At 69.3% G+C, this 14,125-nt stretch carries 12 protein-coding genes; 3 read left to right on the top strand and 9 right to left on the bottom strand.

The window, feature by feature from the left end:
• Positions 1-5: 5 nt before the first annotated feature.
• The gene (locus tag CBM981_RS05120; RefSeq protein ID WP_087067536.1) at positions 6-2,102 is read right to left on the bottom strand and encodes a cation:proton antiporter; all 2,097 of its coding nucleotides are present in this window, start codon (positions 2,100-2,102) and stop codon (positions 6-8) included.
• The gene (locus CBM981_RS05115) at positions 2,095-2,760 is read right to left on the bottom strand and encodes a ParB-like protein (RefSeq protein ID WP_087069209.1); all 666 of its coding nucleotides are present in this window, start codon (positions 2,758-2,760) and stop codon (positions 2,095-2,097) included. Before CBM981_RS05115 ends, CBM981_RS05120 begins: the two co-directional genes overlap by 8 nt.
• Before the next feature lie 117 nt (positions 2,761-2,877).
• Here CBM981_RS05115 and CBM981_RS05110 point away from each other — a divergent pair, with 117 nt between their 5' ends.
• The gene (locus CBM981_RS05110) at positions 2,878-4,077 is read left to right on the top strand and encodes a sirohydrochlorin chelatase (RefSeq protein WP_087067535.1); all 1,200 of its coding nucleotides are present in this window, start codon (positions 2,878-2,880) and stop codon (positions 4,075-4,077) included.
• A gap of 363 nt (positions 4,078-4,440) precedes the next feature.
• Complete coding sequence (locus CBM981_RS05105) at positions 4,441-4,710, top strand: DUF2811 domain-containing protein (protein ID WP_225867544.1); 270 nt, start codon at positions 4,441-4,443, stop codon at positions 4,708-4,710.
• A gap of 283 nt (positions 4,711-4,993) precedes the next feature.
• Here CBM981_RS05105 and CBM981_RS05100 read toward each other — a convergent pair whose 3' ends face one another.
• Together CBM981_RS05100 and CBM981_RS05095 are read right to left on the bottom strand one after the other, a co-directional pair.
• A complete protein-coding gene (locus CBM981_RS05100; protein WP_087067533.1) occupies positions 4,994-6,655 on the bottom strand; it encodes a GMC oxidoreductase in 1,662 nt (553 codons plus the stop codon).
• Positions 6,656-6,665: 10 nt separating this feature from the next.
• Positions 6,666-7,967, bottom strand: coding sequence for a Zn-dependent hydrolase (locus tag CBM981_RS05095; protein WP_087067532.1), 1,302 nt, complete (start codon positions 7,965-7,967; stop codon positions 6,666-6,668).
• A 149-nt stretch (positions 7,968-8,116) separates the two neighbouring features.
• On the opposite strand from CBM981_RS05095, the gene CBM981_RS05090 reads away from it, so the two are divergent.
• Positions 8,117-8,854, top strand: a complete 738-nt coding sequence (locus tag CBM981_RS05090; protein ID WP_087067531.1) for a DUF1028 domain-containing protein — start codon at positions 8,117-8,119, stop codon at positions 8,852-8,854.
• Here the strand turns inward: CBM981_RS05090 and asnB are convergent.
• The 5 genes from asnB to CBM981_RS15590 form a co-directional block, all read right to left on the bottom strand.
• Positions 8,824-10,890: an asparagine synthase (glutamine-hydrolyzing) gene (gene asnB / locus CBM981_RS05085; RefSeq protein WP_087067530.1), complete on the bottom strand. Its 2,067-nt coding sequence runs from the start codon at positions 10,888-10,890 to the stop codon at positions 8,824-8,826. The two genes, CBM981_RS05090 and asnB, sit on opposite strands and share 31 nt — an antisense overlap.
• A 67-nt stretch (positions 10,891-10,957) precedes the next feature.
• Positions 10,958-12,046, bottom strand: a complete 1,089-nt coding sequence (locus CBM981_RS05080) for an aspartate carbamoyltransferase (RefSeq protein WP_087067529.1) — start codon at positions 12,044-12,046, stop codon at positions 10,958-10,960.
• A gap of 219 nt (positions 12,047-12,265) precedes the next feature.
• On the bottom strand, positions 12,266-12,454 hold the full coding sequence (locus CBM981_RS05075; RefSeq protein ID WP_087067528.1) for a hypothetical protein: 189 nt from the start codon (positions 12,452-12,454) through the stop codon (positions 12,266-12,268).
• A 45-nt stretch (positions 12,455-12,499) separates the two neighbouring features.
• On the bottom strand, positions 12,500-13,939 hold the full coding sequence (locus CBM981_RS05070; RefSeq protein ID WP_087067527.1) for an urea transporter: 1,440 nt from the start codon (positions 13,937-13,939) through the stop codon (positions 12,500-12,502).
• Positions 13,932-14,078 carry a hypothetical protein gene (locus CBM981_RS15590; RefSeq protein ID WP_172820820.1) on the bottom strand — a complete coding sequence of 49 codons (147 nt, stop codon included), beginning with the start codon at positions 14,076-14,078 and terminating at the stop codon, positions 13,932-13,934. Before CBM981_RS15590 ends, CBM981_RS05070 begins: the two co-directional genes overlap by 8 nt.
• Between the last annotated feature and the right edge of the window lie 47 nt (positions 14,079-14,125).

The raw sequence follows: 14,125 nt of genomic DNA, 5'->3' as shown, positions 1-14,125 counted from the left end.
GGGGTTCAGTGCAGGGGATCACTGATCACCAGAACGGACCCCTCCAGGCGGCGCAGCAACCGATCCACCCGATCACTGGCGGGAATCGGCAGCCCGGCCACCAGCCGGCGCTGGGAGCGCAGGATCACCAGGTCATGGTGCCGGGCTGCCGCGCTGATGCAGCGCTCCACGCCGCCGCCGCTGCCCTGCAGCACGACCCGTACCTCGATCGGCACGCCCGGGTCCGATCCCCCGGCCCCCCGCCGCCAGCTGGCCAGCCGCTGCTCCACCTCCTGGCGGGCACGCCTGCTGCGGCCTGATTCGACCACATGCAGCAGGGTGATGCTGCCGCTGCGGGCGACCGCCAGCCGCTCGGCCAGCTGAAACTGCTCCAGCGCCCCGGCGGTCAGATCCTTGACGGGCACCAGCAGGCGCCGCAGCGACTCCGGGTCCTGCTGCAGCCGGGCCACCACCACCGGGCTGCTCACCTGCCGGCAGGTGGCGTCCACCAGATCGCCGAACAGCCACTGGCCCAGGCCGGCGGGCGGTGCGAGCCCCATCACCACCAGGTCGGTGGCCTGCTCGATCGCCACGCGGGCGATGCCGGCCGCCACATCACTGTCCACCCGCAGCAGGGTCTGACAGGGCACCCGTTCGGCCCCGAGCAGGGAGGCGGCCCTGGCGAGCAGGGCGCGGGCCTCAGCCATCGCCGTGGCCATGGCGGTGGCCACGGCCTGGGCCGGCGACACCACCACCAGCGGAAGCACCTGGCCAGGATCCTCGCCATCGCCGTGGATCAGCAGGCTGGCCAGGCCCAGCAGCGGCGCTTCGGTGCTGGGATTCGACACGGGCACCAGCACCCGCAGCGGGCGCCGGGCCAGGGCGAGGCTGCCGTTCAGACCGGCGCCGATCGCCGCCGCCGCCGCCTGGCCCAGCAGGGGCATGGCCTTGGCCGTGAGGGTGGGCCCGAGGCTGGCCGTCACCACCATCATCGCCAGCACGCTGTTGAGCACGGTGGCGTCGAACAGTCCGGCCCGGTACCCCACAAAGGTGGCGGCCAGGGTGGCCGCCACCTGGGGCAGCGACAGCGACCAGAGGGTGAGGATCTGGGCGTGGTTGTAGCGGTAGATCCGGCCGGCCCACCAGGCGGCCAGTCCCTTGGTGGCGATCAGGGTGGCGATCAGGGCCAGGGCGAAGGGGCCCGCGAGCATCGTGCCCAGAAAGCCCGGCAGATCCAGCAGCAGACCCAGATCGATGAAGAAGATGGGGATGAACAGGGCGGCACCCACGAAGATCACCTGCTCCTTCACCCGGCCCTCCGGCAGCACGTGGTTCACGGCGAGGCCGGCCAGGAAGGCCCCCACGATCTTTTCCACGCCGGCCAGCTCGGCGCCGAGGGCGGCCAGGAACAGGGCCAGCACCACGGCCACGAACAGCTGACTCTCGTTGTTCACGCTGCGGCGCACCAGGTCCCGGCCCAGCCGCGTGATCAGGGCCACCACCACCGCGGCGAACAGCCCCACCCTGGTGAGGAGGGCCAGGATCCCGATCGGCGTGAGCTCGCCCCGGTTCAGTCCCATGCACAGCGCCAGCAGCAGCAGCGCGGCGAGGTCGGTGAAGATCGTGCCCCCAATGGCCACGATCACCGACTCCTCCCGCATGGCGCCGTAGCTGCGCACGATCGGGTAGCCCAGGGGCGTGTGGGAGGCCAGCACCGAGCCGAGCAGCACGGCGCTCAGCCATCCAAAGCCGGAGGCCAGCCCCAGCGCCGCGCCGCCCAGCAGGGGCAGGCTGAAGGTGAGCAGGCCGAAGCGGAAGGAGCGCTGGCGGATGCGGGCGAACTCGGCCAGGTCGATCTCCAGGCCCGCGATGAACAGCAGGTAGATCACCCCCACGTCGGAGAGCAGCCCCACCGTGGGGGTCTGGCTGTCGACCCAGCCCAGGGCGTGGGGGCCGATCAGCACCCCGGCGGCCAGCAGACCCACCAGATCCGGCAGTTTCAGCAGCCTGGCCACCGGCGGCACCAGCACGCTGAGCCCCAGCAGCAGCGCGAACACCGCCAGGGGCGTCTGCTCCAGGAAGGGACCGATGGCGCCGCCGAACGGGAGGGCCGGCTCAGCCACCCCGGCGCCCCCCTTTCCAGCCGGCCAGATGGCTGGCGGCTGCCGAGCGGGCCAGGGCCCGGGCCGCCGGCAGGGCGGGCTCCAGCTGGGCTGAGCTGAAGGGGGGAAGCGAGCGGCTGCGCAGCCAGGCACCCCAGCGGAATTCGTGAAACGGGATCAGGGGCGCCGGCTCGATCACCCCGTCCTTCTTGAGGCGCCAGACGAGGCTGCGGTAGGGGTCATCCTGCAGACCCGTGAGCCCGGCTGGCAGCACGCTGGGCTGGAGGGGGCCCAGGCCGCGACCGTCGTAGAGGTAGAGCCACCCCCGGCGGCGCAGCTCCTCCAGCACCGCGGCGCGGTCGCCGGTGTCCAGCTGAAGAGCCACATAGCCGAAGGCGGTGGCCTCCGGCTCCAGCTCCAGCAGGGCCCGCAGGCGGTGGTGGCGGTCCACCATCCACACCTCCCCCGCGGCGCTGCGCACCAGGGGCACGGGCTTGCTGCCGAGATAGTCGCGGCGCTCCCGTCGGTCCTCCGCCTGGAAGTCGCGCTGCCGGCTGCGCACCTCGGCCATCCCGACGCACAGCTGGGTGGGCCTCAGCCGGGCGACCGGCAGTTCGGTGAGGGCGACACCGGGCTGGGGCGGAGGCAGCTGCTGGAAGGGGGGGAGGCGCAGCGCCATCGCGCGGGGAAACCTGATGCCGGCCATCCTCGCCCGGGCGCCGCGATGCACGGTCCGGGTGCACCGTTGTGTCCCGTGGTCGCGACCGGGATAGGGTCGCTGCAGGCACACGCTCCCATGCATTCCCCTGCCCCTGTTCCGGCTCCGGTCGCCTCGGAGGGCTCGTCTCTCGCTGATGGCGGCGACTCGCTCGGCGTTCTGGTGTGTGGCCACGGCAGCCGCAACCGGCTGGCCGTGGCGGAGTTCGCGAGCCTGGCCGAGCAGTTGCAGCAACGCTTCGCCCCGGTGCCGGTGGCCTATGGCTACCTGGAGTTCGCCACGCCGATCCTGCGCGAGGGGCTGGAGTCCCTGCGGCAGCGGGGCGTGACCCATGTGCTGGCCGTGCCGGCCATGCTCTTCGCCGCCGGCCACGCCAAGAACGACATTCCCTCCGTGCTCAACACCTACGCGGCCGAAACCGGCCTGCGGATTGATTACGGACGGGAGCTGGGGGTGGATCGCCGCATGATCCAGGCCGCCGGGGCGCGGCTGCGGGAAGCCCTGGCGCGCACGCCCGGAGATGTCCCCCTGCAGGACACCTTGCTGGTAGTAGTGGGCCGGGGCTCCTCCGATCCGGATGCCAACTCGAACGTGGCCAAAGTCACCCGCATGCTGGTGGAAGGCTTCGGTTTCGGCTGGGGCGAGACCCTGTACTCCGGCGTCACCTTTCCGCTGGTGGAGCCAGGCCTGCGCCATGTGGTGCGTCTCGGTTACCGCCGCATTCTGGTGCTGCCCTATTTCCTGTTCTCAGGCGTGCTGGTGAGTCGGATTGGTCAGCACACTGACCGGGTGGCCCAGGATCATCCCGAGGTGGAGTTCATCAAGGCCTCCTATCTGGGTGACCATCCCTATGTTCTCGACACCTTTGTGGAGCGGGTTGAGGATGTGGTGCGTGGCGATACCAATATGAACTGCTCGCTGTGTAAATACCGCGATCAGGTTCTTGGTTTCGAGCGTGAAGTTGGATCCCCGCAGCACAGTCACCATCACCACGTGGAGGGGCTCACCGAGAGCTGTGATCTCTGTGAGCACGAGTGCACCGGCGCCTGCCAGCCCGATGGGGTTCCCGTTCCCCTGGCAGGTCACCAGCACCACGACCACCCCCATGGCGGTTCTGATCACGCCGCCCACCACCACGCCCCGTACCCCCATGCCGACCATCCCCTCGGTCCGCGCACCCTTCGCGGCGGCCGCGGCTCCGATGGGGTGGCCCAGACCAGCCTGGATGTCTCGCCCGGATCGGGTCTCAAGAGACCAGTGACTGATCAGAAACACTGATCTGTCTGGAGTTTCCCCATCTCGGCGTGGTTTTCCCCAGCTTCAAGGGGGGTTTTCCACAGAATGGGTCCCCTCCTCGCCCTTCTGGCCCGCAGGCTGTGGATTCCCGCCTTCTGTTCATAGGGCTCTTGACAGAGGTGACCAGGGGCTGGGCGTCCCGCTGACCGACCCGGGGACCTCCCTGCAGATCCCTGTCCGATCGGTCAGTCTTATCGTGCAAGCCGGTGGGTCTGTGGCGATGGCGCCGTTTTGACGCCTCGGGGCTCCTGTGGCGTACTTGGCGCGGAGCGACGTCGGGGGCATCACGGCATGGGTGACATCCAGGGATGGGGGAATCGCATCACCAACCCGGGGGGTGATTCCGTGCGCGCCCTGGAGAGTGGGTGGGCGGATTCGGCAGCCGCAGGTTCAAGGCCGCCTTGCAGCCCCTCTCCCGGCCACGAGCCTGCTGCGCAGCTGGAAGCCGAAGTTCCCGAGGTGCTGTTCGAGGGACTGCGCCAGTTCCTTGAGAACCACCCCGAGTGGACCCAGCATCAGGTGGCCACGTCGGCGCTGGCCACCTTCCTGTTCCAGAACGGCTGCAAGGACACCTGCGTGCATCAGCACTATTTCGGCGCACTCTTTTTGCGCTGATCCGTTTTGCGCTGATGCGTTCTGTGCTGAAGGGTTCTGGGCTGAAGGGTTCTGCGGTGCAGCGTTCTGCGCTGACGCGGGTTGCGTAGTAGCGCCGCCTCCCGATCTCCAGCCGGTTCACTCCAGCCGGTACAAGGCAATAAAAAAGGGCGACGGTGCCAACCCTCGCCCTCATTCTCCCTTGCCCGACCCTGTGAAAGGTCGCCTTGTCATTGTGCAGATGCCGCTCCACACCGGTTGTGATCATGGACACCGGATCGAATCGCATGTCGGCATCCGCTGACTACCCGTCCCCCCGCCTGAGCCGCTCGGCCGCCGCCTCACAGGCCCGCCAGGTGATGGCCATCTCCGTGAGCGTGGGGCTCTGCCAGCCGGCACTGGGCCAGCAGGCGCCATCGGCCACCAGCACGTTCGGAGCCCGCCAGCACTGGTTGAAGGGGTTCACCACCCCGTCCTCTTCCCGGGCGGCCATGCGTGCCCCCCCCAGTTCATGGATGTAGTAGCCAGGGGGCGGGGCGCTGCTGCCGGTGGCGAAGCTGCGGCGGATCCACGGTTCCAGCAGCGGCAGCACGAAGAGCTCCTCCACCGGGCGCACCGTGCCGCCCGCCGCGCCCACAACCGCATCCATGCGCTGCTGCATGTGGGCCACCATCGCCGTTTCGTTGGGGCCCCAGGCCAGGCTGATGTGGGGTGTGGGCAAGCCCCAGGCATCCAGTTGCTCGTGGTTCAGGCTCACGCCGTTGGTGGCCTGCGGAAGCACCTCGCCATGGCCGATCAGGAACCCCACCGCCTCACCGCGCCGCCGTTGCAGCACGCCGGGCGGGTCGAAGCGCTGCACCGCCGCCCAAAGGCCGTAGCCCCGCTGAAATCCGGTCTGGCTCGCGGCATCGAGGTTCACGGTGTTGGGGATGAAACAGCTGCCCGCCCCGGAGAGTTCGGCCGGCTGTGGCGGTGCCTCCACGTCGGGGATGGAGAAGAAGCGGCTGGTGGAGATGTGGTCCATCAGGAAGTGGCCCAGGCAGCCGGAGGGATCCTCCAGCCCGCCGCGGCGGCTGGAGGCACTGGAGTGCAGCAGGATCCGCAGGGTTTCGATGGTGGAGGCGCACAGCACCACAAGGGGGGCATCCAGCCGCTCGCGCGCGCCGCTGGAGCTGTCCACCACCACCACCCCCTGGGCCCGCCGTCCGTCCGGTCGCATCACCACGTGGCTCACCACCGCGCCGCTGCGCACCACGGCACGCCCGGTGGCCAGGGCCCGCGCCAGGGTGCTGCCCGGGCTGGAGGAGCGGGCCCAGCCCGGGCCGCGGTGCAGGGGGAAGCCGCGCGAGTGGATCAGCGGCAGGTCCAGCTGGGCGGCCGCCGCGCGCTGCAGGTGCCGTTCGCCGGGGGTGAGCGGCAGGGGGTCGAGAAAGTGGCCGTCCGGCAGCTGGGGCAGCCCATCGGCGTGGCCGTGCACCCCCAGCAGCGACTCGATGCGCGTGTAGTAAGGCGCCAGGTCGTGTTCGCCGATCGGCCAGGAGGGGCCGCAGCCATCCCGTTCGCCGGCCTTGAACTCGTAGTCGCTCAGGCGCAGGGTGATGCCGCCCCAGGTGAGGCTCTTGCCACCGAGCTGGCGCCCCCGGGTCCAGAGAAACGGGCGCCCGGGCGGCGTGGAGTACGGGTTCCGCCGCTCATCGATGAACAGCTCCGGATTCTGCTTCCAGTAGCCCGGATGGTGCGCCTGCAGCCGGTGGCGGCCGCTGGAGAGGTGGGCCAGCCGCCGCACCGTGTTCTCCGGCTCGCCCCGGTAGGCCCGCCGGGGGGTGAGGGCGGGGCCGGCTTCGAGGACGAGCACCCGCAGCCCCGCCTCGGCCAGCACCATGGCCGCCACCCCGCCCGTGGCGCCGGAGCCCACCACGATGGCGTCCGGCTGCGGCAGGGTGGCCTGATCGCTGCGAGGCGCCATCGGCGAGGGTTCAGCTGCCGGCGAGGCTGGCATCCAGCCGGATCAGGCTCTGCAGCAGCACGTTCACGCCCTGTTCGCACTGCTCGGGGGAGGTGTACTCGTCGGCGGAATGGGACACGCCATCGCGGCTGGGCACGAAGATCATCCCCATCGCAGTGAGCCGGCCCAGCTCCTGGGAGTCGTGGCTGGCCCGGCTCGGCAGGTGGGTGTAGCTCAGCCCCAGCTGCTGGCAGCTCTCGGTGATCACCTCCTGGATCCTCGGATCGGCGGGGCTGGGGTCCACCACGAACTGCGGCGTCATGGCGATCCGGGTGCGGCTGGCCACGGCGATGTGCTCGATCTTGCGCTCCAGGTGGGCGCGCATGTGGTCGATCACGCTGTGGGAGAGATCGCGCATGTCGAGGGTGAACTCCACCCGTCCGGGCACGATGTTGGCCGCGTTCGGCCACACCTGCAGCTTGCCCACGGTGGCCACCGGATCACCGGGGAAATGGAGCGCCATGTCCTCCACCGCCAGGATGATCTGGGCGGCGGTGGTGAGGGCGTCGCGGCGCATGCCCATGGGTGTGGTGCCGGCGTGGTTCGCCTGACCGCTCACACTGATCGTGTAGCGCTGCTGCCCCACCACCCCCTCCACCACGCCGATCTCCTTGCCCACGGCCTCGAGCACGCCGCCCTGCTCCACATGGAGCTCCAGGAAGGCCGCGATCTCCTCGGGGGCACGGCGGGCGCTGGCGCGCTGCTCCCAGTCACCGCCGATGCTGGCCAGGGCAGCCTCGATCGGCAGTCCCAGGGCGGTGACGTAACTGGCGGGGTCATCGGAGCCCCGTCCCACCAGGGTCTTGCAGCCCACCATGGAGCTCTCCTCGTCGGCGAACACGATCACCTCCAGCGGGTGGTGCAGCCGCTGCCCCTGCCCGGCCAGCACCCGCACCACCTCCAGCCCGGCCATCACGCCGAGGGCACCGTCGTAGCGGCCCCCTTCCGGCACCGTGTCGATGTGGGAGCCCGTGGCCAGCACCGGGGCCTGGGGGTCGAGGCCCTCGTAGCGGCCGATCAGGTTGCCGGCGGCATCGATGCGCACCTCCATGCCCGCCTCCAGCATCCACTGCCTCACGAGGCTGCGGGCGGCCCGGTCCTCATCGCTGAAGGCCAGCCGGCGCACGGCCCCGGAGGGGAGCCGGCCGATCTGCGACAGCTCCTCGAGGCTGCATGCCAGCCGTTCCCCGTCGGCGCGCAGGCCCGCGGCCGGGGCCGACGGCCGCAGGGGTCCGTTCAGGCTGGTCGGGATACCGACGCTGAGCTGGGTCATGGCGGAGCGGAGCGTGGGGGCCGATGGTGCGCTACGGCACAACGCGCCGGAGCCGGATCGACAATCATTCCAACACGCTGAATTTCACGGCCCTAGCGTGATTCAGAGGCCTTCTGACATCACACCCGCCACCACCAGACCCTCCTGCGATGACCTACTCGATCGTTGCCTGGGATGCTGAGACCGGAATGACCGGTGTCGGGGTGGCCACCAAGCATCTGGCCGTCGGATCCCTTGTGCCCCATGCCCGGCCCGGCGTCGGTGCCGTGGCCACCCAGGCCAGCACCAATCCCTACTTCGGCCCCTGGGGCCTGGATCGCCTGGAGCAGCTGCAGCAGGAGAGCCAGGGGGAGCTCGGCGCCGAGGCCGTGCTCGAGTCCCTGCTGCAGGACGACCCCGGCCGCGACGGGCGCCAGGTGCATCTGGTGGATGCCCAGGGCCGCACCGCCGCCTGGACTGGACCCGATTGCGCCGGACTGGCGGCCCACCGCTGCTATCCCGGGTTCTCCGTGGCCGGCAATTACCTGGCCTCCGAGCTGGTGCTGCTGGCGATGGCCGAGGCCTACATGGCCGCGGAGCGCCATGGGATGCCGTTGGAGCACCGCCTGCTGCTCGCCCTCGAGGCGGCTGAGGCCCACGGCGGCGACCATCGGGGCCGCCAGTCGGCGGCGCTGCTGGTGATGCACCAGGAGAGCTATCCCCACATCGACTTCCGGGTGGATCACCATCCCGAGCCCCTGGTGGCGCTGCGGGAGATCCTGGCGGAGATCGAACAGCCTTACTACACCGGCTTCCGGGCCACCCTGCCCACCACCCTGGGGGTGGCCCAGAACGCCGAGCTGCAACCGGCCGAGCCTCAGCCCTCAGACATGCCGATCAGCGCGTAGGCGGGCTCGGCGGCCTCCTCCTGGTGCAGGCGCCAGCCGAGCTTCTCGGCGAGCTCCCGGGCCTGGGTGGGCAGATCCGCCGCCACGAACAGCCGGTGCATGATCTGCACACAGATCAGGTGGTTGATCACGGCGTCGAGCTGCACCCGGGTGGCCGCGCTGGTGTCCGGATCGTCGTGGCGACGGAACAGCTCGGCCACGCCGGCGGCATCCAGCAGGCCCGCCTCGGCGATGGCCGCGGGGCTGAGGTGGCGGTCGGCCAGGGCCTGCATCGCGGCCCGCTTCTGCTCATCGGCGTGGGCCGGTGGGGCCATGAAGGCGAATTTCTCCCGGCGGTAGAGCTGCTCGGGCAGCAGGCCCCGCATGGCTTCGCGCAGCACGTATTTCTCGGTCTTGCCCTTGATGCGCAGTTCCGGTGGCACCTGCACCGCCACGGCGGCCAGATGGTGATCCAGGAAGGCCGGCCGGGCCTCCATGGCGTGGGCCATGTCGACCCGGTCGCCCCCCCAGGTGAGGATCTGCCCTTCCAGCATGGTCTTGATCCACACGTACTGGGCCCGGTCCAGGGCATGGCGCCCCTCCAGCTGGGAGGGATCCAGGGTGGCGGCGATGGCGGCGCCGGGCTCGTAGCCGGCGCAGGCCCGGCGATGCTCCGGGGCCAGCAGCGCCGGCACCAGCGGGGCACAGGCCAGCCAGGGCTGCAGGCAGCTGGGGGTGAAGCCCACCACCGCCTCCAGGGCCGGATCGTGCACCTGCTCCTCGGCCAGCATGGCGCCCTGCACCAGCTGGTTGGCCTCCTGCAGCAGCTGCTCCCATTCCTGCCGGTCGGCCTCCGGCAGCTCGGCCAGACCGTGCAGGAACATGTCGCGGCGGAAGGCGGGGTAGCCGCCGAACAGCTCATCGGAGCCTTCGCCCGTCATCACCACCTTGTAGTGGGAGCGGTTCACCTCCCGGCTCATCAGGAATTTGGCCACCGCCAGGGTGTTGTAGATCGTGCGTTCGGTGTGCCAGATCGTCTCCTCCAGGTGGCCATAGAGCTCGTTGCCGGAGAGGCGCATCACCAGCTGGTCGGCGCCGGTGGCCTCGGCCATGGCGGTGGCGATCGGTGTCTCGTCGTAGCGGCTGTCGTCGAAGCCGATCGTGAACGCCTTCACCGGGTTCTGACTCACGGCCGCCGCCAGCCCCAGGATCGAGCAGGAATCGATGCCGCCGGAGAGGTAGCAGCCCACCGGCACGTCGGCCACCATGCGCACCTCCACCGCCTCGAGCAGGGCCTGGCGCACCGCGGCGATGTGCTCGGCCTCGCTGCGGCCGGGATCGCGCTCGCCGGATCGGGGGAAGTCCACATCCCAGTAGGGCTGGTCGTCGATCACGAACTCGCCGTTCCGGCGCTGCACCGTGAGCACGTGGCCGGGCTTGAGCTGGTGCACCCCCTCGAAGGCGGTGGTGCCGGGCACCATCGTCTGCATCAGCTGATGGAAGAGCCCTTCGGAGCTGAAGCGCCGCTGCACGCCAGGGTGGGCGAAGAGCACCTTGAGCTCGGAGCCGAACACCAGGCCCTCATCGGTGAGGGTCCAGTACTGGGGTTTGACGCCGAAGCGGTCGCGCACCAGCACGAGGGTATCGAGGCTCTGGTCGAACAGGGCGAAGGCGAACTCGCCCCGCAGCAACGGCAGACTCGCCTCCAGGCCCTGGCGCTGGTAAAGGCGCAGCAGAATCTCCGAGTCGCTCTTGCTGCTGAAGCGGGCCCCCTGGGCGGTGAGCGAGGCTCTGATCTCCTGGAAGTCGTAGAACTCGCCGTTGTGGGCCATCAGCAGCTGGCCGTCCTCGGACACGAAGGGCTGGCGGCCCCGGTTGGCGTCGAGATCGATGATCGAGAGCCTGGCGTGGCAGAAGCCCACCCCCTGGCCCGGCAGGCTGCGCACCCCGAAGCCGTCGGGGCCGCGGTGCACCTGGATGGCGGCCATGTTGACGAGCAGCTGCTCGTCGATCGGCCGCTGGGCCTGGCGGTGAAAGATTCCCCCGATGCCACACATAGGTTGAGAAGCTGCTGGTGAATGAAGTGAAAGAGAAGAACACCTGGAGGCTGGCCTGGAGCCGCCCTCAGATGATGTCCATCACCTGGGCGGTGCGCTCCACCATGCAGGTGAGCAGGGCCATGCGGATGAACACGGCGCCGCGGGCCTGGGAGAAGTACCAGTTGTGCGGGCTGTGGTCCAGGCAGGTGCCCAGCTCGGCGCCGCGGGCGAGGGGGTGGAGGATGATGGCCTCCGGCTTGTAGGGAAGGTCGGCCGTGAGGTGAAAGCTGCGGCCGTGCACCTCGTAGTTGTCTCCCACCCAGGCGATGGCATTGATGTAGATCACATCCAGTTCCGGGATGGCCGCCATCAGGTCGTCGCTCGTGATCACGCTGATGCCGGCTGCCTCCAGCTCCTGCCGCTGGCCGGGGTCGAAGTAGGTGTCCGGCGCGCTGGGGTCGATGCCCGGCTCGTGGAACAGCACCAGCTCCCGGATCATCTGCGGAAACTTGGTGAGGATGCGCAGCAGCGAGCGCACGGTGCGCATCCGACAGGGGATGCCCACCACACCGATGCGGATCCGGGCTTGCTCGGTGATAGCTTTCTCCACCAGATCGGGCCGCCACTTGAAGATGGTGTAGAGGTCGGCCATGGCCTGGGTTGGGTGCTCATCGATGCCGTTGCCCGCATTGATGATCGGAATTCTCAGCGACTCGCTCATCTGGTAGATCGCCTCGGCATTGGTGTCACGCAGCACCACACAATCGCCGTAGTTGTTGAACATTTCGGCCACATCCCGCAGCGATTCGCCCTTGGCAATGCCGGTGGTGCTCCTGTCGGTGATGGTGATCGTGTCACCCCCGAGGCGGTGCCAGGCACTGTCGAAGGACAGGCGGGTGCGGGTGCTGGGTTCGTAGAACGCGTTGATCAGAATCTTCCGCTGCAGCGGGCTGTTGAAGCGGATGTAGCGCTCTGGGTTGCTTTCGAACTTCGCCGCCAGACGGAACACCTGCAGAAGTGATTCAGGGCTGTACTGCAGCGTGGAGATCACATGCTGATTCATCAGATCCTGCAGCGCCTTGCCGTTCTCCCGGATCTGCTCCAGCAGGGCCTGGGGGTGGGCGTTCCCGTAGACGTCTGGGCCGAGCCGGGTGAAGTGGGGCGTGTGCATCATCAGACGTGATCCCGGGGCTGGGGATGTTGCGAATGAAGTGTGGAGTTCTCCATCATTAGGCGTCTTCACCAAGGTGGTCCGTAAATCTTGTGTTTTCTGCAACATCCCTGCAGCTGGAGGTAGCAAGAAGCACCGTTTCTCGGTGTCACGCCGTGTCCTGCGGTCGGCGAGCGATCCCTGACCTCCCTGCAGGCCTCGCCCCGGGGCTCACCACAGGCTTCACCACACCTTGCCGCCGCGCCACTCGATCACCCAGATCGTGAGGATCACCAGGGTGGCGAGCACGAGGCCGGCAATGCTCCCCACCACCACCAGATTGAACAGGGACCGCGGCAGCAGCCACTGGGTGGTGCCGGGCGCCGCTGCGGCAGCCGCGGTGAGGGAGAGGGTCAGGGCCGGCAGGGGCATGGCGGAGGCGGGGCGTCGCGGCAGGACTGGAGCGGTGGAGCGGGTTCAGGTGGATTCGGGCGTTCCGGCCAGCCGCCGCCACTCGAAGCGCTCGGGCCAGAGGTGACTGCCGAGGCCCATCACCACGGCGGACACCGCGGCTGAGATCAGGGCGGCGCAGTAGGGGGCGATCAGCCCGTAGGCCAGCAGCCCGGTGATCGAGCCCAGCACCATGGCCAGCGAAGCCGCCTGACGGTTGGCCTGGCGCCAGTAGAGCCCCATGGCGATCGGCCAGATGGTGGAGGCCACCAGCGCGCCGGTGAACAGCAGCAGCTGGTACATCGAAGTGATGTACTGCCACGACAGCACCATGGTGAGCAGCCCCAGGCCCACCACCACCTGGCGGGCCACCTGACGGATCTGCTGGTCGCTGGCATCGGGCCGCAGCCAGTGGGCCACCACGTCCTCGGCGATGAGATCGGCACTGGCGGCCAGCAGGGAGTCGAGGGTGGAGGTGAGCGAGGCGAAGATGATCACGAACACCACCGCGGCGCCGCCGCTGCCGAGCAGCTGGGCGGTGACGATCGGGAACACCATGTTCACCTGGGGGATCGGCAGGTTCTGGGCCAGGGCCGTCAGGGCGATGGCGCCGGTCACGATCGGCACCGTGACCCAGGCCAGCCCCCCCAGCACGAAGGAGGTGAACACCACCGAGGAGCGGCTGGCGAACACCCGCGACCACCAGATGTTGTTGTGGAACACCTCCCCCATGCTGAACAGGCCGGTGTTCCAGGCGAAGAGCAGGCCGGTGGGCAGCAGCAGGTTGAGCCGGGAGGGGTTCTCCGCCGCCAGGGCCGCATACACCTGGTCGCTGCTGAAGCGGCTGAAGCCCAGCACCGCCACCAGCACGAGCAGCCCCATGATCAGCATCGACTGGATGAAGTCGGTGCCCACCACCGCGCGCATGCCGCCGAACAGCGTGTAGATGGTGGACACTCCGATCACGCACACCATGCCGAGGCGGTAGTCGAAGCCCGAGAGCGACTGGAGCAGCAGGCCCGCCCCCATGCCCTGGGTGATCAGGAAGCCCAGGGTGTAGGCCATGGTGATCACCAGGAAGATGGCCCAGCAGACCCTGCCGTAGCGCAGGCGCACGAAGTCGCCGCTGGTGCGGGCCGTGGGCATCAGCCGCTTGATCCGCACGGCCAGCGGCGCGAACAGGAACAGGCCCAGGCCCGCCAGGGCATAGCCGAACATGCCCCAGAGCCCCAGGGTGTAGCCCACCTCCGGTGCGGCGAGGGTGGTGTTGCCCGTGACCCAGCTGGCCATCAGGGTGGCGGTGCTCAGGGCCAGGCCGATGTTGCGGCCGGCGAGCAGGTAGTCGTCGGCATCGCCCTTGCCGCGCTTGCCCCACCAGATCCCCAGGGCGATCCAGAGCACGGAGAAGCCCACCAGCAGCATCCAGGCCGTGCCCTGGGGCAGCATCGGCGGGCCGGCATCAGTCATGGCTGGGGTCGTCGAAGGGATCGCGCCGGTGCCAGCGCCGGTGGCCGCGCAGGATCATCACCACCGTGGCCAGCGTGACCAGCCCGCCCAGCCCGAAGATGAGGAGGGCCTGCTGCAGCTCGGTGGGGGCCAGAGGCATCAGGCGGATGGGAGGCTGAACACAAAAAAAGCCCCGGAAATCCGGAG

The sequence above is a fragment of the Cyanobium sp. NIES-981 genome (genome assembly GCF_900088535.1).
GTDB lineage: Bacteria > Cyanobacteriota > Cyanobacteriia > PCC-6307 > Cyanobiaceae > NIES-981.
The sequence above is the reverse complement of the archived record's forward strand: the minus strand, read 5'-3'. Positions and strand labels throughout refer to the sequence as shown.

What these genes read in the sequence shown, in the direction of transcription:
- CBM981_RS05100 (WP_087067533.1), bottom strand. Translation starts at nt 6,655, where the DNA reads ATGGCGCCTCGCAGCGATCAGGCCACCCTGCCGCAGCCGGACGCCATC.
- CBM981_RS05070 (WP_087067527.1), bottom strand. Translation starts at nt 13,939, where the DNA reads ATGACTGATGCCGGCCCGCCGATGCTGCCCCAGGGCACGGCCTGGATG.
- CBM981_RS05080 (WP_087067529.1), bottom strand. Translation starts at nt 12,046, where the DNA reads ATGATGCACACGCCCCACTTCACCCGGCTCGGCCCAGACGTCTACGGG.
- CBM981_RS05090 (WP_087067531.1), top strand. Translation starts at nt 8,117, where the DNA reads ATGACCTACTCGATCGTTGCCTGGGATGCTGAGACCGGAATGACCGGT.
- CBM981_RS05110 (WP_087067535.1), top strand. Translation starts at nt 2,878, where the DNA reads ATGCATTCCCCTGCCCCTGTTCCGGCTCCGGTCGCCTCGGAGGGCTCG.
- asnB (WP_087067530.1), bottom strand. Translation starts at nt 10,890, where the DNA reads ATGTGTGGCATCGGGGGAATCTTTCACCGCCAGGCCCAGCGGCCGATC.
- CBM981_RS05115 (WP_087069209.1), bottom strand. Translation starts at nt 2,760, where the DNA reads ATGGCGCTGCGCCTCCCCCCCTTCCAGCAGCTGCCTCCGCCCCAGCCC.
- CBM981_RS05075 (WP_087067528.1), bottom strand. Translation starts at nt 12,454, where the DNA reads ATGCCCCTGCCGGCCCTGACCCTCTCCCTCACCGCGGCTGCCGCAGCG.
- CBM981_RS05095 (WP_087067532.1), bottom strand. Translation starts at nt 7,967, where the DNA reads ATGACCCAGCTCAGCGTCGGTATCCCGACCAGCCTGAACGGACCCCTG.
- CBM981_RS15590 (WP_172820820.1), bottom strand. Translation starts at nt 14,078, where the DNA reads ATGCCTCTGGCCCCCACCGAGCTGCAGCAGGCCCTCCTCATCTTCGGG.